Raw genomic sequence first — 19,087 nt, forward strand, 5'->3', positions numbered from 1 at the left:
GAACTTAGAATATTAGCAGTCATCAAAATATTTAAAAATCAGTAATCAAAGTCAAACTTATGGAAACTAATTTTCTTGGTCTTCTAGCTACTGTCCTAGCCATATTTGTGCCGACCGTCTTCTTGTTGACACTGTATATCCAAACATCTAGCCGTGAAGAAGGTCAAAGCAGCAAATAAATAAACAAAAAAGCACAGCCAAATGGCTGTGCTTTTTTGTGTTGATTATGCGATCGCAGTTTGTGCAAGTCCAAGAACCTATTTGTAAAAGTGTTGCTTCGCAACACCTTTACAAATAGGTTCTTGTTTCGGGTTTGAGCGCAAAGCGCTGTAAATGGTTTCTAAGGATAAATTTTCTGCAATATTAAAGCCTGCCTGATCATTAAACGCTTTGGCTCATTTAGCTTCAATAAAAATATGGTGGTTCTTCCAATATCGGTTAAGCCGACAATATAACTTCCTTCAATTTTAAAGTGATCACCCCATTTGTACGATCGCGGATTAAATAGCGATGTTATCTCTCTGTTTATGGGATCAATGCTGGTTAAATCTGACCCTTTGTATCGATTGCAAGGAAGGCAAGACAGCACTAAATTGTTGGTATTAGAGGATCCTCCATGCTTGATCGCGACTGCATGATCTACTTCATGGCTATAGATAGAAAAGTCTTGATGGATGAGGCAATATTCGCATTTCCCACTTGCCCGATCGCTCACAAACTGTCTACTAGGTAAGGAAATATAGATGGTCATTCTGGATTAGAGCTACTGGTCTTTGGGGATTTTATAGCCGCGTAGGCTCTTATTTTCATCATTGCCATGAGGCTATCAAGTTGCTCGTAAAGATTCAGTTCTGCTATTTCTGACGAAACAAGGTTTACATCACGATTTTTTTGAAGTAACTCACGCAATCGCGCTTGCGATTTCTCAGGAACTTTGAAGTTGGCAATCTGCTCTGATGTAGGGCGATTTACTAAAAAATCAATAATCTCCAGATAAGTTGGTAACTCTGTGGGCGAAGGAGTGCTAGATACATCAAGTTTATCTGTAATGGTTTCGAGGAGTGATGATGTATTGACTAGATTGGCGAAAATTTCTGAGATTTGATTTTGGTATGGGGCTAGCTTTTGGGCTAATTCGTCTGGAATCTCAATGGTTAGCTGAGCCATTTTTTTGTGATGTTTTGGACTGCTCTTCTTTAAATTATAACAAGAAAAAAGAGGAGCGCGTTACGCGCTCCTCTTTGATTAAGGTGCTAGGGCGTTGCCTCTCAGCAAACTACCGATCGTCTTAGCGGTAATCTTCAACTGCGTGAAAGGATTGGCTGGTACAACCGTTTTGTAGAGATAACTGTCAAAGGTGAGCTTTTGCACATCCTTGTCAGCGCACATTTCCACAAAGGCTTCGCGGGTTGCATTAGTGGCGTAAAACACATTCTGAAGAATGTCGAGAACCTTGTAGGTCAATCCATACTGCTTGTCCCAACGCTTGATATAAACCTTGAGGTCAGCTTCGGTAGGAATGCGCTTACCCTCTTCGGCAAACTCCACGATCGCTTCGGCACACATACGACCAGACTTAGCTGCAAAGTAAATACCTTCGCCACTGGACTTGGTGACATAGCCTGCGGCATCGCCAACTAGGGCAATCCGACCAACGACACGGCGAGGTCTTGGATGCTCAGGGATTGGGTGCGCTTCGACTTTGATCACTTCGCCACCCTCGATCCTTGGTAAAGCACGGGCGCGGATGCCTGCTTGGAGCTTCTTGATCAGGCGTTGGTTTTTGTGCATCGTGCCAGTACCAACTGCAACGTGATCGTATTTTGGAAATACCCATGCATAGAAGTCGGGCGAAACATCGTCGCCAACATACATCTCGGCTAAATCTTTGTAATACTCCATTTTTTCTGGAGAAATGCGAATACGTTCTTGGAAAGCAATCGCATAGTTATAGTCGCCAGCATCCATAGCTTTAGCGACAACTGAGTTAGCGCCATCAGCACCAACGATCAGATCAACTTCGAGGCTACGCATAACCCCTTCGTTACCGCCTTCAGTAAAATCTGAATAGCTGAGAACGTAAGGCTTTTTGCCATTTTCGGTGATCTTAATATCAAGGATACGAGCATTGATCAATTTTGCGCCAAGCTTAGCGGCGCGTTCACGTAAAAAGGCATCCATAACTTCGCGGCGACACATACCGATATATTCATCGGGATTGTCTAGTTTGATGTCTACTTCCACATTGCTAGGAGAGATCATCTTCATATTGCGGACGCGGCGATCGATGATTTCGTCAGGCAGATCAAATTCTTGAACCATACATAGAGGAATTGCTCCACCGCAGGGTTTGGCGTTGTCCAGTTTACGCTCAAATATGTAGGTCTCAATTCCTGCTTTGGCAAGTGTTTCAGCAGCACATGAACCCGCAGGCCCGCCGCCTACAACAGCAACTCGTAATGTCAAAATGCGCTCCTAAAGCTTTATTTAATCGAGGTTTAACTACTTTGGATGTTAGCATTGCTACTAGAGGATTTGGGGCAAAATTGACGAATATTAACATTTGTATTGTTTTGTATATTGAGATCGGCGATCAACCACATCAAAAGCACAAATCCCTTTTGATTTAGAGCGACTCCTTCGCTCTCGGCTAAGTGGATTAATTGTTGGTGAAATGTGTCTGGCAAGCGAAGGGTTAATCGACCCATAGTTTGGTTCTTAACTACTCATTTCTTAATTGCTCAAGCACCTCTTTGGTGAATATTTCAGAGGGATGTTTACCTGCACGCAATTCTTCAATCCATCTTTGACGTTTAGTTCTATATTTGGCTTTGTCAGAATCATTCCACTTACTACTGATATCAAGCCATTTTAAGAATTCTTGAAAGTCTTCAATTGCACCTTCAATATTTCCAGTAATTGCTCTAGCAAGTCCTCGACTATCTCGATAGTTCCCATTATCGTTTGAAAGTTCGATTGCTTTGTCACAATCAGATAGAACTTCTCGTGCCTTTCCTGCAATACTACCTCTCCAACAAATACTGTTATATGCAGAGACATATTTTGGATCGATGGCTATGACTTGGCGATAGACCGAGATCGCTTCATCTAGTTTATTTTGGTTGTTAAGGGCTTTGCCCAGATCGTTGTATGCATCTAAGTGTTTTGGGTCGATAGCGATTACTTGGCGATATGTAGTGATCGCTTCATCTACTTTGCCTTGCACCCCAAAGATCACACCCAAAACATAATAAGCATTTACGTTCTTGGGGTCAATGGCAATCGCTTGACGATATACGACGATCGCTTCATCTAGTTTTTTTTGTTTGAGCAGAGCATAGCCTAAACTTAAGTAAGCATTTACATTTTGAGGATTTAGTTTAATAGCTTGACGAACTTCAATTAATGCCTCATTTAGTTTGTTCTGTTTGTCTAGAGCATCGACTAAGTTGATAAAATTAAAGGATGAAGGGTCAATAGCGATTGCTTGACGATAGGCTGCGATCGCTTCGTCTAGTTTGTTCTGTTTTTCTAACACCAATCCCAAACTATTGTATGCACAGAAGGCACAGATCTTATCTTGATCTTGGTCATCTAATTCAATAGCTTTGCGATAGACTAGGATTGCTTCTTCATAGTTTTTTTGATCCTTTAGGGCATTGCCAAGATAGTAGTAAGCAAAGGCAAATTTGGGATTGAGAGTAATAGCTTTGCGATAGGCTAGGATTGCTTCATCCAATTTGTTTTGTTTGCTCAAGGCATTGCCTAGAGTATTAAAAGCAGTCGCATTTTTAGGGGCAAGAGAGATGGCTTGACTAACCTCAGCGATTGCTACTTCTAGATTGTTTTGTTTGCTCAAGGCTTCGACCAAATTGTAAATAGCATAAGTTTCTTTTTGGTCAAGAGCGATGGCTTGGCGATAGGCTGAGATCGCCTCGTTTATCTTATTTTGTTTACTGAGAGCTTCGCCCAGACCGTTGTATGAATAAGAATCTGTAGGATCTAGGGCAATGGCTTGACGATAAGCGACGATAGTTTCGTTTAGTCTGTTTTGTTTACTTAGAACATATCCCATAGCTTTGTATAAATAGGGATATTTAGGATCGAGGGCAATAGCTTGGCGGTATGTGGCAATGGCTTGGCTATAAACTGTGTTTACTTCATCTGGCTTGTTTTGTTTACTCAGAATATCGCCTAGACTCACATAAACATCAAGATATTTAGGATCGAGAGCAATGGCTTTGCGATAGGCAGAGATCGCTTCATTTGTTTTGTTTTGATCGCGTAGGACATTGCCAAGACCGTTGTAAGGATTGGCATATTTAGGATCGAGAGCAATGGCTTGACGATAGGCAATGATTGCTTCATCTAGTTTGTTTTGGCGGCTGAGTGCATAACCCAAATTGTTATAGGCTATTCGGTCTTGATCATCCACTTGAAGCACAGCCTTATAGTCTGCTTCAGCCTTAACATAGTTTTTCTTGTCGTAGTAAATATCTCCTCTGTTTAGAAAAGCAATATTGTTGCGAGGATTATCTTGCAGAGCTTTGTTCAAGATTTTTAGAGCATCATCATATTTACCCTGATTTTGAAAGACTCCAGCTTGTGTGATTTTCCAACTATCTTGCATGTTGTTTTTATACTCGCTGAGTTTTGTTGCTTGTTTCTGCAATTCGCTCGAAATGCTATTAAACATCGCAGATTGTTCTCGCACACTGCGATTAGCTTCTTGAGCTTTAAGCTCTGCCCGCTCTCGCCTAGATTCTACATCTTTGAAATTTTCCTCGGCTTGGAGTTTAATAGCTTCAGTTTCTTGTTTGACTGTCTCAATCTTCTTCTTCGCTTCAGATACACCTTTTTCAGCTTTAGCTGTTTGCTCTTTTGACTGCTTCTCAGTCATGGCAATCTTCTCATTTACCTCATTTATCTCATTTTGCGATTTAGCAGTCAGAGCTTTTGCCTCTCTATAAGTCTTGGCGATCCTCTCTTTTGCCTCATTGACAGATATTGCCGCCCATACACCTGTCACACCAGCAGCCAATAGAGTTACTGCCAAAACGATTGACCCAACTCTTACTCTCTGTTTCGCGGTCTTCTCAGCCTCCCTCAGAATTTGATTCGCCCCTTCAGCCGCCTCTCTTGCCAAGCGCTCCGCTTCCAGCTTACGATCTACCTCCTGCTTTTCCACCTCACGACTTGCAGCCAAAAAACTGTCATCTTCATCACTTAGGCGCTTTCCTTTTGCCCAAGATTCCACATCCACTAGCGCTTGTCCACGCAATAAAAAAGCCACCTTCTGCTCTTCACTTTCTTCTTGCCAAGCCCTCAAAGCCTCAGCATAAAAAGGCGGACGCAAATCTGCTAACGCCCGACCTACCCATTGCTGATTAAATACCTCAGCATAGATAGGATTGTAAACCTTAAGTCTGCCGCCTCTATTGACCACCAACCCAGTTAAGCGCAACTGCATTTGCTCGTTACTATCATCGGCGAGAATACCATCATCACCATCCAAAACCTGCTGATACAAACCCAACAGTCGCCCCCGTCCTCGCTCATCACTTTGCAAAATGCGATCCCGAATTGTCTTCAAATGCGGCGGCACATCCTGTAATTCCCAATTATCGACAATATTGGTAAAAACAACCCGATCCACTAACTCACGTGGGGGCAGCGACAAGTTCTCTGCACGCATAATTAGATTCAAAAGTTTTTGAGTTAAAAATGGCTGTCCACCTGTCCATTCCAAAGTCAACTGCAAAACCGCCTGCGGATCGTTCACCTTTCCAACTAAACCTTGCATAAGAGGTTCAGCTTCTTGCAATTGAAACCCGCTCATCTCTACTGGATAACCGATATTGAAAGAAGATCGTTGGATACTGCGAATGAGATCGTAGGGAGTTGCTACCCCCAAAAAGGCAAATGTAAGGCGATTGTATTCAGGTTTCTCGGCTCGGCGCTCGTATAAAGAGCGGATTAAAACAAAAAACCCATCTGTATCAAATTTGAGGCTGAGCAGATTATCAACTTCCTCTACAAATACAACGATGTTTTGGGTTGTCTGTGGCAACAAAATTCGATCAATGAACTCATAAAATCGCTCCACTACAGAAATTGATTGGGCTTCCAGTTCTTTCCACCAGCTCGAAAAATTAACGTGATCGCCTAAATGCGAATCCTCAATCAGTCGCTTAATCGTCCCCGCATACCATTGATCCTCGCGCAAATTTGTCCCCCTTGTCTGTGGATCGATCACTGCACAGAGCGCCCCATCTTGCTGCAACTTTTGCATCGCCCTCACACGCAAACTTGACTTTCCCATCTGCCGCGAATTAAACACAAAGCAATATTCACCTGCTTTCAAGCGATCGTAAAATTCGCGATCGGCTTGGCGTTCCACATAGGCTGGAGCATCTACGGCAAGGCTACCACCGACTTGATAGCTAAAACTGTTGGAGGAATTAGGTGCCGTCATCTGTAAATTACCTTTAAACTAAAGTTTTAATTAGTTATCACTAGAGCAGGCAGGAGTGGCGGGGCAAAGCACCACCATTCATGCCTTTTAATTCGTTACTAAGCGATCGCGAAAATATTGACGATATAGGCTACAGCGCGGCTGTACATCATTTTCTACGCGCACTACCAAGCCCATACTATCCAGCTTGAAAGCACCATCAGAACGCAACCGCACAGGTGCATCAGCACTTACTACGGTCTGCATCGCCTTAGCAAGATCGGGATGTTCCTCTAGGGTTCGTAATAGTCCCAATAGGTGACTGCTATAGATCCCAGCCTCGGTGGGAGCAGATCTCAAAAATTCAGTTAGCGACAAATCACCAGAAGCGATCCGATAGAGAGCAGATCGCACCAGATATGGATGTCCGCCGATCAGTCCCATTAATTGAGCAACTTCAGCTTCTGTCCATGTCAAGCCATGTTCTGCTACTAGAGTTTGTACCTGCGCCAGATTAAACTCGCTTAACTCAATCGGTAAACCGACATTAAACGGCGATTGATTTATATCTTTTTGGGCATAGGACTCTTGGGAATGTACGATTACCAGTCGCAATTTACCCCAGATTGGCTTAATTCTGGAGCTTTCATACCAGCCGCGCAGCAATCCACAAAAATCAACCTCAATATCAGGATATTTAAAAATGCGATCAAAGTTATCCAGAGCTAATACTAAAGGTTGCGATGAGCCTTGGAGTAGATATTTTTCAAAGTAATCAGTACTATTATCATTTGCACCAAAAATATCATCCCAATACTCATCGATTTTTACCTTCACTCCCAACGGTCTACCAACCGAGGCGCAAAACCATTGCATATATTTATCAAGGTCAGTGAAGAATTTTTGATTAGCCTGATCCAAATTTAGCGTCACTGTCCGATAGCCATGTTGTTCTGCATAGGCAAGCACCCGAATCATCAAGGAGGACTTACCCATCTTTTGTGGTGACTTAATCCGAATCAGTGAACCCGCTTTATTAAGTTCTTCATAGCATCGCTGCTCATAGTTGAAACTCACATAAAAAGGAGAATCAATACTGACCTGCCCATCAGGTGATTCTAAAGATTGATCGCCTAAACCTCTTGCCTCAGTGGAGATCGCCTTGATAATTGTCGAAGCATTGGTGGAATTACTGACATCTTGTCGATCTAGAAATCTTTCAAGCACTTGGAGGGCGATCATCGCATTCTCATAGCGCTGCCGAAAATCATAACGCACCATATGATCGAGAATATTGGCAAGCCCCGCACTAATCGTAACCTCTCCCAGTTCCTTGGCGGCGTGACTGCACAAATTCCAAGTATATTCACCAGATGGCGCATCTCTTGGTAAAAAATTGGGCGATAGTCCCGTCAGTACCTGAAAACAGAGCATCCCCAATGCATAAATATCACTACTAAAATGCGGCTGTCCCGAAATCTGTTCGCTAGGCATATACCCTGGGGAACCTACCGCCACGGTAAAACTGCTGGTTTGTAATGAATTACCAGTCTGCACATTGACTTTTTTGACTGCACCAAAATCAATCAGAACAAATTTGCGATCGCGATCACGCCTAATCAAATTTGATGGCTTGATATCGCGATGAATCACGTTTTGCTGATGCACAAAGGTAAGCACTTGTAAAACATCTCGCAAAAGTTCAATTACTTCTGCTTCACTCAGTCGCTTTCCACCAGCGAGTTCATCTTCTAGGGCGACCCCTTCGATCAATTCCTGCACCAGATAAAACTCACTAGCCTGCTCAAAGTGGGCAAGCAAGCGTGGGATTTGGTCATGGCGATCACCTAATTTGTAGAGTGTTTCCGCCTCTTGATCGAATAGTCGTTTAGCAATTTCTAGCGTATCTGAGTCATTAATTTGCGGTTTCAGCTGCTTGACAACACAAAGAGAATTTCCTGGTAAATGCAGATCTCTAGCCAGAAAAGTCTGACCGAAACCACCACCACCCAAATGACTAACGATCTGATAATGTCCTGCTAGAGTCGTGGGAATTTCCATGTGTGTTGGTTATGCTTTAGGAGATCACAAAGAAAACTTACACTCAGACTTATAAAGACAAGTGTTACTTAATTTTATACAAGATTAATTTCGTGTTAGTTTCTAAATAATATCTCACAGGTAGAGAAAAACACAACATGAAATATCTCACAGACAAGATCACAAATATTTCACGCCGATTGGCTCCTAGATCAGCGGCTCTAATGATTTTGCTGAGTGCGATCGGGGCAGGGGCGATCGCCAATTCTAGCGAAGCCGCCGAAACCGTCAATTTCCGATTTAATATTTTTGAAGTTTCTGTATCTGTTGATGACTTAGAGAATTTTTCTAGAACTGGCGAGTTACGTGGTGCGCTAGACATGGCCTCGCGTTATATTTCTGCGCCAGACATGGCCAACTTTCGGCGTATCCTCACAGAGCGAGCCGATGTTCCTGTCTCACTATTGTCGAGATTCTTATACACATCTCAAGGAGAAAGAGCATTAGATATCTTAGGAAACTTTATTAAAACTGGTCCAAATCTATCGGGTAATCGGGCGATCCGTGCTGCCGCAGTTTTGGCAACAGCCGACAAACAGAACGGTTTATCTTTACTCAGCTTCCTACGAAAATTCCCCACATCAGATATTTATTTTGATATTCAAGAAGGTCTGCAAACAGTTGGTGAATTGAGCGACTTGTTGCAAAACACCCAAAAAGTTGTGCAAATGGTCAATGCTGAAGCCACCAAGCAAGCTGGAGCGGTAACGCCGGCGCCCTCACCAATTCAGTTAGCTGATTTGCGCGATCAAGGTAAAACTCAATGGGAACGGTATAGCCTCAAAGCGCCTGCACTGAATAATCGATATGAAATTCCCTTTTATTTATTTGTCCCAAAACTGACCAATAAGTCTGCATCCATACCTGCGATCGTCATCTATCCTGGGCTAATCTCTAACCGCGAACCATTACTCTATCTTTCCGAACATCTTGCATCCTATGGGTTTGCGGTAGTACTGACTGTTTCGCCCAATAGCAGTGCGGAGCAGTTAGATAAATTGATTATTGGTGCGGCGAGTGAGATTGCACCGCCAGAAAGCTTTATTGAGCGCCCACAGGATATAACTGCGGTGCTAAATTATCTGGAGAAGTCCCCACAGGCTGCTAATGTCAATTGGCAAAACGTGGGCATGGTTGGACATTCTTTCGGTGGCTATGCGGCGCTCGCTTTAGTTAGTGATGCCCAGATCCAATTCGCTGATTTGGCGGAAGCTTGTCAAGGTAAATATAAGTGGAATGCTTCGCTGTTATTGCAATGCGTGGCTTTAGGTTTACCAAACCAAACCTATAAATTAGGGGATTCACGCATCAAAGCTGCGATCGCAGTTAACCCCGTGACTAGTCATGTTCTGGGTAAAGCTGCTTTGAGTAAAATCACTGTCCCGATCGCAATTGTTGGCAGTTCTGATGACACATTTGCGCCTGCGGTCTCTGAGCAAATTGTGCCTTTTACATGGTTGACGGCTCCAAACCGATATTTGGTATTGCTAAATAAAGCAGGGCATACTGCGGTTACGGCAATAACATCAAGCGATCGCCTCAGTCCTGAAGTAAGTAGTGTATTAGCTGGTTCAAGTGCGATCGAGTCGCAGGATTATCTCAAGCTGCTGAGTGTTGCCTTTTTCAAAACCCATCTAGTTCAAGAAACTAGTTTTGCTGATTATCTCACACCCGCATATTTTGCCAATATATCAACCCCTAACGCGCAGGTGAGCTTATTGCGATCGCTCAGCATCGAAACAATTGACGCAGCGATCAAAAATTAAGCAATTCAAGTTCGGGCTTTACTCGAACTTGAATTGCTTAATAGTTCTTAACAAGCAAACCTTATTTTCTAAATATAACTACCCATAAATTAGAGACTAGTCGTAAAATAGGCAGTCAGATAGGTATTTAAACTGCAATTTATCAACAAAATCCTTTAGCAGCCCCAAATAAAGTAAAAGAGAACAGCACAAGACTATGGTAGCTACTCCTTCTAAACCCGATGTAAGCCAGTCAAACCAACAAAAGGTTAATGGGACTGGCCGACGCGATAGTATCTTGACCCCACGCTTCTACACTACAGACTTTGAAGCAATGGCGAAGATGCAAATCTTCGATCTCACACCAGATTACGAAGCGATCCTCGAAGAATTTAAATTTGACTATAATCGTCGTCACTTTGTCCGCACTGCTGATTTCAATCAGTCATGGGATCATATTGATCCAAAAGTGAGAGAGCATTTTCGTGTATTCCTAGAAGGATCTTGCACATCAGAATTTTCTGGCTTTCTCCTTTACAAAGAAATTGCCGTCAAAATCAAAGACAAGAACCCACTCATGGCTGAAATCTTCAGCTTAATGAGTCGTGACGAAGCCCGTCATGCTGGCTTTTTGAATAAGGCGATGCCCGACTTCGATCTGCAACTTGATCTTTCGACATTATCCAAAACCAAGAAATATACCTACTTCGCACCGAAGTTTATTTTCTACGCCACCTATCTATCCGAAAAGATTGGCTACTGGCGATATATCAAGATTCACCAACATTTCCTTGCTCATCCTGAATATCGGATTTATCCCATCTTCAATTTCTTTGAAAATTGGTGTCAAGATGAGAGCCGTCATGGTGATTTCTGTAGCTTGCTGCTTCGTAGCGACAAGAAAAATATTAACGGGCTTAGAGCTAAGCTCTGGAGCAAGTTCTTCTTGCTATCAGTTTTTGCGACCATGTATCTCAATGATATTTGTGTTCGCAATGAGTTCTATGAATCTATCGGCATGGATACGAGAAAATATGTTGATGAAGTGTTGCGTGAAACCAATCGCGATGCTGCGAAGGCTTTCCCCGTAATTGTCAACATGGAAAATCCTAAGTTCTGGAATTGTCTCAAGAAGTGCGAAGAGAACAATACCAAGCTGGTCAAGATCGATGAATCCAATGCTCCTGAATGGTTGAAGAAGATTCAGAAACTGCCTCACCTTGTAAATAACGGTGTGCAGTTCTTGACGATGTATTTACAACCTTCTATTCCTGCTCCCAAGGGCGTAGTTCTGTAACAAAAAAAAGGAGCGATCGCTCCTTTTTTTTGCAGAGTTGCAGCGCGAAGCGCTGTAACTCTATTTTTGATAATGGGTGACCTGGGATTCGAACCCAGGACCAGCGGATTAAGAGTCCGATGCGCTACCACTGCGCCAGTCACCCTAAATTTGCTTATTTGTTCAAAGAGCGATTTATATACTAGCAAATGTTTGCATGAATTCATAACAAAATTTGCAATAAAAGGCTGTAACAGCCAAGTCTTTGCGATAATGACTGTAAATTCTTATAGATAAACCGCAGAGCAAATGTGCTAAACACCATACTTAGAGGGCATTACAAAATTATTAGTCACCTTGGTGGTGGTGGCTTCGGGCAAACATATCTGGCTGAAGATATTGATTTGCCGACGCATCCTACCTGTGTGGTAAAACAACTCAAGCCTGTATCCAACGAGCCTTTTGTTCTGGAAACCGCCAAGCGTTTGTTCGATCAAGAGGCGGGAATGCTCTATTCATTGGGTTCCCACGATCGCATTCCGCGTTTACTTGCCCACTTTCAAGAAGGCGAAGAATTTTATCTAGTCCAAGAATTTGCCGATGGCACTGATCTTACACAGGAGATCAGTAGTGGCAAGCGATCGCCTGAATCCGTCGTGATCGCCTTGCTCAAAGAAGTTTTAGAAATACTGGTATATGTCCACGATCGCAATGTCGTCCACCGTGATATTAAGCCTGCTAACTTGATCCGACGTAATAGCGATCGCAAAATTGTGCTGATCGATTTTGGTGCAGTCAAAGAAATTGGCAGTCTGGCAGTTGACCCTCAAGGAAATACAAATCTGACGATCGCGATCGGTTCCCCTGGGTATATGCCAATCGAGCAGCTCAATGGCAAGCCGCGCTTTAGTAGTGACATTTATGCTGTGGGGATGATGGCGATCCAAGCAATTACTGGTGCAGAGCCACGTTTGTTTGATGAGCATCCTGAGACGGCTGAACTAGTTTGGCGCGATCGCATCCAAGGTAATTATTCACCGCAATTTCTAGATATTCTCGACAAAATGGTGCGCTACGATTTTCGTCAGCGGTATCAGACTGCCTCAGAAGTGCTACAGGCGATCGCATCTTTGCCTAAAGTTACGGAACATGATTTACCAACTGTTGTTAGTAATAGCAACAATCTCACCAATAATACAGAAACTCTGATCACGTCACCGCAAGTTGCTACAAAATTGCCAGAGACACAACAAAATCACCCGACTTCTTCTCAGACTGTCCCTTTTGCAACAGCAAATCGTCAGTCACCAAAGCTCTGGATTTGGATTACAGGTGGAGTGGCTTTGTTACTGTTAATCGTCATGACAATCATTAGCAAAACTGCAAAGAATGCACCCGAAGTTCCTAATAGTCCCGTCGCGATCAATTCACCGACTCCACCTGCGATCTCTCCACCAACACCTCCAAAAGTTACGCCTTCCCCAACCGCATCCCCAACGCCCTTATCCGTTGAAGAATTACTTGCCCAAGCGTTGATCCTCAATCGAAATAACAAACCCCAAGAAGCTTTGGCAAAAGTAGAAGAGGCAATAAAACTAGATCCAAACAATGCCGATGCTTGGGGAGCAAAGGGCTTATTGTTGAGAAGTATGGGGCGTGAGAATGAATCGATCGCGGCTTTTTCCAAGTCAATGGAACTTAGACCTAATGAACGCCCAATCTTGCCTATACATCGCGAACTTCCCTCTAAAAAGGGTGACAAGAAAAAATAGTCGGTATAGATATACTCGCCATGACATTGACTGGAGTTGTAAAGCCCATCGGGTTGCTTCTTTGACGGTGGATGGTTTTTCTTGCTGTTGGTCTAAGTGGGGGCTAACTAGTCCTTTGCCTAAGCGTGATAGTTCTCATAGAGATATTCTTTTGGCTATTTTTAGGCGCTCGCTTATTTTTGTGGCGATAGGCGATCTGACTATATTCTCTAGGACTGATATGAAGGTCATGGGTAGGGATTAAAGATTCTCTATTCTAGTTAAAATACAATCCCTTCATAGAGAAGCTCGATCGCAAACTCAAATTCAAGACTTGATAGGGTAATCGTATCGCCAGCAATATAGGGATAGTACAGCCACATTCTGCCTTCGCCGCGTGCGTAGCGTTCTACTGATATTTTGTCGGAGTTGATGAGTATATATTCTTGTAAGGTGGGGATGGTGAGATAGTTGGTAAATTTTTCACCGCGATCTCTCGCACTGGTTCCTGGAGAGAGAACTTCGGAAATTATTGTCGGACTTTGGATGAATTTACGGGCGTTGAGATCTTGAGGATCGCAACTGACAACGACATCAGGATAGTAATAGGGGCTATTGGTCGTAACTTGCACCTTCACATCGGCAACATTGATGCGACATCCACGCGATCGCACTTGGGGATATAGAGTTCTGTAGAGATTGAGGGTGATGTCGTTATGGGCGAGTGTGCCGCCTGTCATGGCGAATACTTCACCATTGATATATTCATAGCGTAGATCTTGCTGGGATTCCCATTCAAGATATTCTTTTATGGACATTCTGGATGGTTCTTGAGATATGGCAAGCATATTTTTCTGGTTTGCATTAGATTGGAGATTGTGAGTTTTGTTTATTGTAGCAAGCTTGTTATGAGCGATCGCCTAGTCATCTCATGGTTAAGCACATGGCGATCGCTAACTAATTCTATAGTTCAATCAATCCTAAGCTAATTTGAATTGCGTTATCCACATATCCCATGAGGTGATCGGAGACGATACCCATTCTTTTGACTAAGCGTTGTTTGTCAATGGAACGAATTTGATTGAGAAGTACTACAGATGTCACGGTTAGTCCGCCTTCAGGAGGATTGATTAAAACTTCTGTGGGATATGTCTCAGGGTCGAATTGGGATGTGATGGCAGCAACGATGGTAATGGGGCTGTATTGATTGGAGATATCGTTTTGGAGAATGAGAGCAGGTCTGGTTTTCTGAATTTCTGAGCCAATAGTAGGGTCAAAGTTAACCAAATAGATTTCACCTCTCTTGGGAAATTTTATTTTGCGTTTTGCCATGATTCCTCATCAATATTAAACCAGTCTTGAGTAATGCCTAAGTCTCGATCTGCACGACGTAATGCGCCCTGTTTGAGCTTGTCCCGTAGATTTTTCTTGGCTTCGGTGTTGATGTAGTACTTAACGGCTTGGTCAATGAAGTGACTGCGATCGCCTTTTGGTGCAATGCGATCGAGTAGTTGTAGTGTTTCGTTGGGTAATGTAATGTTAATGCGTTGATACATATATGGGTACACATTGGCTATGTGTATTATGCTAACTCATCTAAGGGTATAGGCGAAAGCAACTTTTTTCATGATTAGTAAATTTGGAATAATTGAGCAGCAGTCACTTCGGGATAGAGGGTATCATTAAAAAATCATATTAAAGCTAGAGCAGAATATGTATCCAAAGTAACAGTACATACACTGCTCTAGCTTTGAACTAGGAAGCTTGCCTGAAGAAAAGTTCTTCCAAGTCAATAAAGTAATCAGCCATATTTTTTAAGGCACGACTTGTCATGCTACTTAGTCCCACGACCACTACACACTTACCATGACGCTTTAACATCTCAACTATGCAGGCAAAGTCACCATCTCCACTTACGAGAATAGCCACGTCGTAATCATTCAGCCTGTCGCGCATATCCCAAGCAATTTTTGTATCTACATTGCCTTTCCTTGTCCCATCGGCTCTCTCGACAATTTCTTTTACGAAAACGTGAAATTTATTCTGCTTTAATTTACCAATCAGCCATTTTTCTGAATCATGTTTAGGATTTAAGCTCATGTATATATAGGTGTCTAGTGCATCTACATTAAACAAATTGGTTAAATCCAAATAGGCTTGTAGATTCCTTTTGATCCCAAGCCTCTTGAATGCGTAGAAAATATTTGAGTCATCACCAAAAAGAAATATACGGGAGTCTTTTTTTGCAAAATTCAGTAATTGATTAGACATTTCACTCATGTGGTTTAAATAGATTGGCGCGGTTGTTGCAGGAACGATATAAAGCATAGTTATTTTTTCTTCAGGACAACCTTACTCTAGCAGTTATTTTCAAAAAGTCAATAGCTCCATCTAAAAAAATGCAAATTTATTTTCTGATATGAATCAACATAATTTTGTAATTGTATGTTAAGCTATATTAGATTCAGATATTGTCAACCCATAAAAAAAGTGCGAACTTATCCTGCGGCTAAAGTTATGAAGCTTAGAGAAATAGCTAATATTTCTCAAGGTGTACAAATATCTCGATATCAAGATCCTTATGGAGATAACTCTCATAGCTATCAAATTGTTAGCCCAAGCAATGTGGACAAGTTCACTCTGAACGGAGAAGCAGACAGTAAAACTCTCTCTAACAAAGATATGGAGAAATATAAGATCTACAGTGGTGATATCGTAGTTGTAATACGCTTTAACATTGGTAAAGCAGCTATCGTGCCAGAATCTTTTAATGGAAGCTTAGCTGATCAATATCTATCAATTGTAAGGATTCTGAAGCCGCAAGATGTTTTGCCTAGATATTTAGTTGTGCTTTTTAATTCTGAGTGGTTTAAACAACAGTTAGCATCCATTGCAAATTTGTCAACTGTTAAACTTATCTCTATCTCTCAATTACGGAAACTGGAAATTCCCTTGCCTAGCTTGGAATTACAGCATAAAATTTCTGATTTGTTTTTTACATTAGAAGAAGTAAAACAATCTTCTTTGGATGCTTTACAAATACGTCAACAGATTGCAGAAGAAAAACTATTTCAGTTGTTTGAGGAAACTATATGATTAATGAACAAGATTACCTTGATATAGCATGGAAATTATTTGATTTAGGTAGAGGCATAAACTTCAACAACCGACAATGGTTGTCTTATTCTCTAAGTCTACTCTTTCTAAGATATATATTTGATTTATTTTTCACTCAATCTACTACTATTCCTAATCGTTTAGAGAAATTGATTGGGAAGATTCAATGGGATGATTTTACCAGATCTAGTAATATCGGTGAAGCTTTAGATAAAGCTGTAAATAAGATCATTGAAGCCAATCCAGATTTTAAGGTAGTTTTAAGTAAAACTGAGTTTTCTAGAATCCCAGAAAGAACGCTCAATCAAATGATTAGTATTTTGAGTAATCCTCAAATAAAAGATAATGGCTTTGGTTTGTTTTCCCACTACGCTACGATCTCAGAGAGTATTCTTGATTTTGAAGCAAGCAATCAAAAATTTGGAGGCGAAAACTTCACCCCTAAATGGGTAACACAACTTATGGCAAGATTGGTTGATCCTCAAAAAGGCACGACTATTCACGATCCAGTCTGCGGAACAGGTGGATTGTTTGTCGAATGTGCAAAACTTTTATCACAGAAAGATCAAGATTTTCCACAACTTCTTCATTTCTTTGGGCAGGAAAAAAATGATCAGACATCCAAGATCTGTCAAATCAATCTCCTATTACATGGACTAGATCCCTTTAAAGTGCAAACAGGTGACACCCTAAGAGATCCTAAATTCATGAAATCAAATAATCTTGAGCAATTTGATATTGTAGTTGCCAATCCTCCATTAAATACTGGTGACTGGGGATATGAAGAAGTTGACAGAGTGGATAAACTTAATAGATTTAGGTATGGCATCCCACCAAGAAAGAATGGTGATTTTGCTTTTATTCAACACATAATTGCAACCATGAAGCCCGATTCTGGCAAAGCAGTTATCCTTGTCTCCCCTGGAGTTTTATTTAGGTCTGGAGTAGAGCAAGATATTCGTGCGGGCATTCTAGATTCTGACTTAGTGGAAGCGGCTATAGTTTTACCAACCAACCTATTGTATAACACCAATATTCCTCTGGCAATTCTTGTTCTTAATCGTAGTAAACCAACAAGAAAGAATAAGGTGTTAATTATTGATGCAAGTAATGAATATAAGAAACTTAATAGGGGAGTGAATTCTTTTGACACAAAAAATATTGATGATATAGTCGAAATATTCAACAATTTTGAGAAACTTGATAAAAATAAATCAGGTTTAGCTAAATTTACCTCACTACAAGATATAGAAAATATAAAACAGCATGACTATCAACTTAATGCTAATCGTTATATTACTGCTCCTAGAATAAAAGTCGATGTTGAGGAAAAGAGAGTAGAACTACACTATCTTGAAATTGAACGGTTGCACCTCGAAAATAAAATGGATCAAATTTTGGAAGACATTAAGCTACTTAGATAGCTTTTACTTGAGTGAAGAGGCGATCGCTGTTTGATTCGAGATTAAGAGCGATTTTGCTAGGGATTAATTCGCGCATCACCGCAACCTGCATTGCCTTAGCTTTCCGTACCGAACCATGACGATAAACCTGCATTAACTCATTCAGCTTCTTAACTTCCTGTGCATTAAGCAACCCTTCACTATTTCGAGATTGTAAATTGCTAAAAAGCCTTTGCTGCTGTTCACCCATTTGCAAATTACAAAGAGCCAGAACCTGTTCATCAGGCAAAGTATCTATGGGAATCTCATTAATAGTGCGATCGATCCATTCAATCAGCATTTCCTCAATCCCCTGTCGATTGAGCGCAGCAATTTCCTTAACTTTTTTTGCCAACGGTTCGGGAAGTTCTAAGGCGATCGGCTCAGACATATTGCCTCTTAGACAACACTAAATTTTGATTGATTAAGTATAGTATAACTTGATTAAAAGCCAACTCTGCTAACATCGAGACTGCGATCGCCACAAAACAAACATTGCAAATATTCCATGTATAGAATATAATGAGACTATGAAATGGAATATCATATTCGACCCAGACTTTAAAATCTGGTTTTACCAACAAGAACAAGGACTTCAAGATGAAACATTTGCGGTGCTAAGTGTGTTGGGAGAATTTGGACCAAAACTTGGTAGACCGCGAGTTGATACCCTTGAAGGATCTGCATTTCAGAATATGAAATAACTTCGTATTCAATATCAAGGAGAACCTTGGCGTATTTTATTTGCCTTCGATCCCAAACGCCAAGCCGTGTTGCTGGTTGGTGGCAACAAAACAGGAAACAAACGCTGGTACAAGGAAAATATTCCGATCGCAGATAAACGGTACAGAAAATATCTGGAAATACTGAAGGAAGAAAACAAATGACCCAATATACAACCCTATCCGAAGAATTGAACAAACTTCCAAGAGAGCGTCAAGAACTTATTGAAATAAGAGCTTCGCAAATTCATCTTGAAGAAATTACCCTGAGACATCTGCGTGAAAAGCTTGGTTTATCTCAATCAGAACTAGCCGAACGTCTTGAAGTACAGCAACCAGCCATATCTAAGCTCGAACGCAGACAAAATCTGGAACTCAATACACTTCGAGCCGTGGTAAATGCTTTAGGTGGAACCATCGAAATTATCGTCAGAGTACCTAACAAAGAACCGATCCTTCTTAGTGATTATCAAGAATCGT

Annotated in this window: 18 protein-coding genes, 1 tRNA gene and 1 pseudogene; 8 read left to right on the plus strand and 12 right to left on the minus strand. The window is 41.6% G+C overall.

Translation table 11 applies throughout. The features are described 5' to 3' along the window. Positions 1 to 59 precede the first annotated feature (59 nt). Positions 60 to 179 carry a photosystem II reaction center protein PsbM gene (gene psbM / locus APA_RS16400; RefSeq protein WP_201323328.1) on the plus strand — a complete coding sequence of 40 codons (120 nt, stop codon included), beginning with the start codon at positions 60 to 62 and terminating at the stop codon, positions 177 to 179. A gap of 161 nt (positions 180 to 340) precedes the next feature. Here psbM and APA_RS16405 read toward each other — a convergent pair whose 3' ends face one another. From APA_RS16405 to APA_RS16430, 6 genes are all read right to left on the minus strand, one after another. After that, the gene (locus APA_RS16405; protein ID WP_201323329.1) at positions 341 to 751 is read right to left on the minus strand and encodes an HNH endonuclease; all 411 of its coding nucleotides are present in this window, start codon (positions 749 to 751) and stop codon (positions 341 to 343) included. Continuing rightward, positions 748 to 1,167, minus strand: coding sequence for a hypothetical protein (locus tag APA_RS16410; RefSeq protein WP_201323330.1), 420 nt, complete (start codon positions 1,165 to 1,167; stop codon positions 748 to 750). Before APA_RS16410 ends, APA_RS16405 begins: the two co-directional genes overlap by 4 nt. A gap of 78 nt (positions 1,168 to 1,245) precedes the next feature. Further along, positions 1,246 to 2,466: a geranylgeranyl reductase gene (chlP, locus tag APA_RS16415; RefSeq protein ID WP_201323331.1), complete on the minus strand. Its 1,221-nt coding sequence runs from the start codon at positions 2,464 to 2,466 to the stop codon at positions 1,246 to 1,248. 32 nt (positions 2,467 to 2,498) lie between these two features. Then, entirely contained in the window at positions 2,499 to 2,708 is a 210-nt protein-coding gene (locus tag APA_RS16420) for a toxin-antitoxin system HicB family antitoxin (protein ID WP_201323332.1), read from the minus strand. Between the two features lie 14 nt (positions 2,709 to 2,722). Further along, on the minus strand, positions 2,723 to 6,475 hold the full coding sequence (locus APA_RS16425) for a tetratricopeptide repeat protein (RefSeq protein ID WP_201323333.1): 3,753 nt from the start codon (positions 6,473 to 6,475) through the stop codon (positions 2,723 to 2,725). A gap of 87 nt (positions 6,476 to 6,562) precedes the next feature. After that, positions 6,563 to 8,515: an AAA-like domain-containing protein gene (locus APA_RS16430; protein ID WP_201323334.1), complete on the minus strand. Its 1,953-nt coding sequence runs from the start codon at positions 8,513 to 8,515 to the stop codon at positions 6,563 to 6,565. 137 nt (positions 8,516 to 8,652) lie between these two features. Between APA_RS16430 and APA_RS16435 the strand changes: the two genes are divergently transcribed. After that, on the plus strand, positions 8,653 to 10,320 hold the full coding sequence (locus tag APA_RS16435; protein ID WP_201323335.1) for an alpha/beta hydrolase: 1,668 nt from the start codon (positions 8,653 to 8,655) through the stop codon (positions 10,318 to 10,320). Positions 10,321 to 10,516: 196 nt separating this feature from the next. Then, complete coding sequence (gene acsF / locus APA_RS16440) at positions 10,517 to 11,596, plus strand: magnesium-protoporphyrin IX monomethyl ester (oxidative) cyclase (RefSeq protein WP_201323336.1); 1,080 nt, start codon at positions 10,517 to 10,519, stop codon at positions 11,594 to 11,596. 73 nt (positions 11,597 to 11,669) lie between these two features. On the opposite strand, the gene APA_RS16445 is transcribed toward acsF, so the two are convergent. Next, a tRNA-Lys gene (locus APA_RS16445) sits at positions 11,670 to 11,741 on the minus strand. 145 nt (positions 11,742 to 11,886) lie between these two features. On the opposite strand from APA_RS16445, the gene APA_RS16450 reads away from it, so the two are divergent. Then, entirely contained in the window at positions 11,887 to 13,347 is a 1,461-nt protein-coding gene (locus APA_RS16450; RefSeq protein ID WP_201323337.1) for a serine/threonine-protein kinase, read from the plus strand. Between the two features lie 260 nt (positions 13,348 to 13,607). Here the strand turns inward: APA_RS16450 and APA_RS16455 are convergent, their stop codons facing one another. The 4 genes from APA_RS16455 to APA_RS16470 form a co-directional block, all read right to left on the minus strand. Further along, positions 13,608 to 14,174 (minus strand): Uma2 family endonuclease, encoded by a 567-nt coding sequence (locus APA_RS16455; RefSeq protein ID WP_201323338.1) that lies wholly within the window; start codon positions 14,172 to 14,174, stop codon positions 13,608 to 13,610. Positions 14,175 to 14,289: 115 nt separating this feature from the next. Then, positions 14,290 to 14,661, minus strand: coding sequence for a type II toxin-antitoxin system PemK/MazF family toxin (locus APA_RS16460; RefSeq protein ID WP_374101365.1), 372 nt, complete (start codon positions 14,659 to 14,661; stop codon positions 14,290 to 14,292). Further along, positions 14,640 to 14,882 carry a hypothetical protein gene (locus APA_RS16465; protein WP_201323340.1) on the minus strand — a complete coding sequence of 81 codons (243 nt, stop codon included), beginning with the start codon at positions 14,880 to 14,882 and terminating at the stop codon, positions 14,640 to 14,642. The genes APA_RS16460 and APA_RS16465 overlap by 22 nt, the downstream gene beginning before the upstream one ends. 199 nt (positions 14,883 to 15,081) lie before the next feature. After that, positions 15,082 to 15,654 carry an NYN domain-containing protein gene (locus tag APA_RS16470; RefSeq protein ID WP_201323341.1) on the minus strand — a complete coding sequence of 191 codons (573 nt, stop codon included), beginning with the start codon at positions 15,652 to 15,654 and terminating at the stop codon, positions 15,082 to 15,084. 189 nt (positions 15,655 to 15,843) lie between these two features. On the opposite strand from APA_RS16470, the gene APA_RS16475 reads away from it, so the two are divergent. Both APA_RS16475 and APA_RS16480 read left to right on the plus strand, forming a co-directional pair. Then, complete coding sequence (locus APA_RS16475; RefSeq protein ID WP_201323342.1) at positions 15,844 to 16,422, plus strand: restriction endonuclease subunit S; 579 nt, start codon at positions 15,844 to 15,846, stop codon at positions 16,420 to 16,422. Continuing rightward, positions 16,419 to 17,867 (plus strand): N-6 DNA methylase, encoded by a 1,449-nt coding sequence (locus APA_RS16480; RefSeq protein WP_201323343.1) that lies wholly within the window; start codon positions 16,419 to 16,421, stop codon positions 17,865 to 17,867. The genes APA_RS16475 and APA_RS16480 overlap by 4 nt, the downstream gene beginning before the upstream one ends. Here the strand turns inward: APA_RS16480 and APA_RS16485 are convergent. Then, positions 17,860 to 18,276 carry a hypothetical protein gene (locus tag APA_RS16485; RefSeq protein WP_201323344.1) on the minus strand — a complete coding sequence of 139 codons (417 nt, stop codon included), beginning with the start codon at positions 18,274 to 18,276 and terminating at the stop codon, positions 17,860 to 17,862. The two genes, APA_RS16480 and APA_RS16485, sit on opposite strands and share 8 nt — an antisense overlap. Before the next feature lie 139 nt (positions 18,277 to 18,415). Here APA_RS16485 and APA_RS25825 point away from each other — a divergent pair. Next, positions 18,416 to 18,772: pseudogene (locus tag APA_RS25825) on the plus strand (type II toxin-antitoxin system RelE/ParE family toxin). Continuing rightward, a partial coding sequence (locus tag APA_RS16500) for a helix-turn-helix domain-containing protein (protein ID WP_190352400.1) occupies positions 18,769 to 19,087 on the plus strand: 319 nt, incomplete at its 3' end. The pseudogene APA_RS25825 and the gene APA_RS16500, both read left to right, overlap by 4 nt.

It is taken from the genome of Pseudanabaena sp. lw0831 (genome assembly GCF_016584665.1).
In the GTDB taxonomy this organism is placed as follows: Bacteria; Cyanobacteriota; Cyanobacteriia; order Pseudanabaenales; family Pseudanabaenaceae; genus Pseudanabaena.

What these genes read in the sequence shown, in the direction of transcription:
- psbM (WP_201323328.1), top strand. Translation starts at nt 60, where the DNA reads ATGGAAACTAATTTTCTTGGTCTTCTAGCTACTGTCCTAGCCATATTT.
- APA_RS16405 (WP_201323329.1), bottom strand. Translation starts at nt 751, where the DNA reads ATGACCATCTATATTTCCTTACCTAGTAGACAGTTTGTGAGCGATCGG.
- APA_RS16410 (WP_201323330.1), bottom strand. Translation starts at nt 1,167, where the DNA reads ATGGCTCAGCTAACCATTGAGATTCCAGACGAATTAGCCCAAAAGCTA.
- APA_RS16420 (WP_201323332.1), bottom strand. Translation starts at nt 2,708, where the DNA reads ATGGGTCGATTAACCCTTCGCTTGCCAGACACATTTCACCAACAATTA.
- APA_RS16425 (WP_201323333.1), bottom strand. Translation starts at nt 6,475, where the DNA reads ATGACGGCACCTAATTCCTCCAACAGTTTTAGCTATCAAGTCGGTGGT.
- APA_RS16430 (WP_201323334.1), bottom strand. Translation starts at nt 8,515, where the DNA reads ATGGAAATTCCCACGACTCTAGCAGGACATTATCAGATCGTTAGTCAT.
- APA_RS16435 (WP_201323335.1), top strand. Translation starts at nt 8,653, where the DNA reads ATGAAATATCTCACAGACAAGATCACAAATATTTCACGCCGATTGGCT.
- acsF (WP_201323336.1), top strand. Translation starts at nt 10,517, where the DNA reads ATGGTAGCTACTCCTTCTAAACCCGATGTAAGCCAGTCAAACCAACAA.
- APA_RS16455 (WP_201323338.1), bottom strand. Translation starts at nt 14,174, where the DNA reads ATGCTTGCCATATCTCAAGAACCATCCAGAATGTCCATAAAAGAATAT.
- APA_RS16465 (WP_201323340.1), bottom strand. Translation starts at nt 14,882, where the DNA reads ATGTATCAACGCATTAACATTACATTACCCAACGAAACACTACAACTA.
- APA_RS16470 (WP_201323341.1), bottom strand. Translation starts at nt 15,654, where the DNA reads ATGCTTTATATCGTTCCTGCAACAACCGCGCCAATCTATTTAAACCAC.
- APA_RS16475 (WP_201323342.1), top strand. Translation starts at nt 15,844, where the DNA reads ATGAAGCTTAGAGAAATAGCTAATATTTCTCAAGGTGTACAAATATCT.
- APA_RS16480 (WP_201323343.1), top strand. Translation starts at nt 16,419, where the DNA reads ATGATTAATGAACAAGATTACCTTGATATAGCATGGAAATTATTTGAT.
- APA_RS16485 (WP_201323344.1), bottom strand. Translation starts at nt 18,276, where the DNA reads ATGTCTGAGCCGATCGCCTTAGAACTTCCCGAACCGTTGGCAAAAAAA.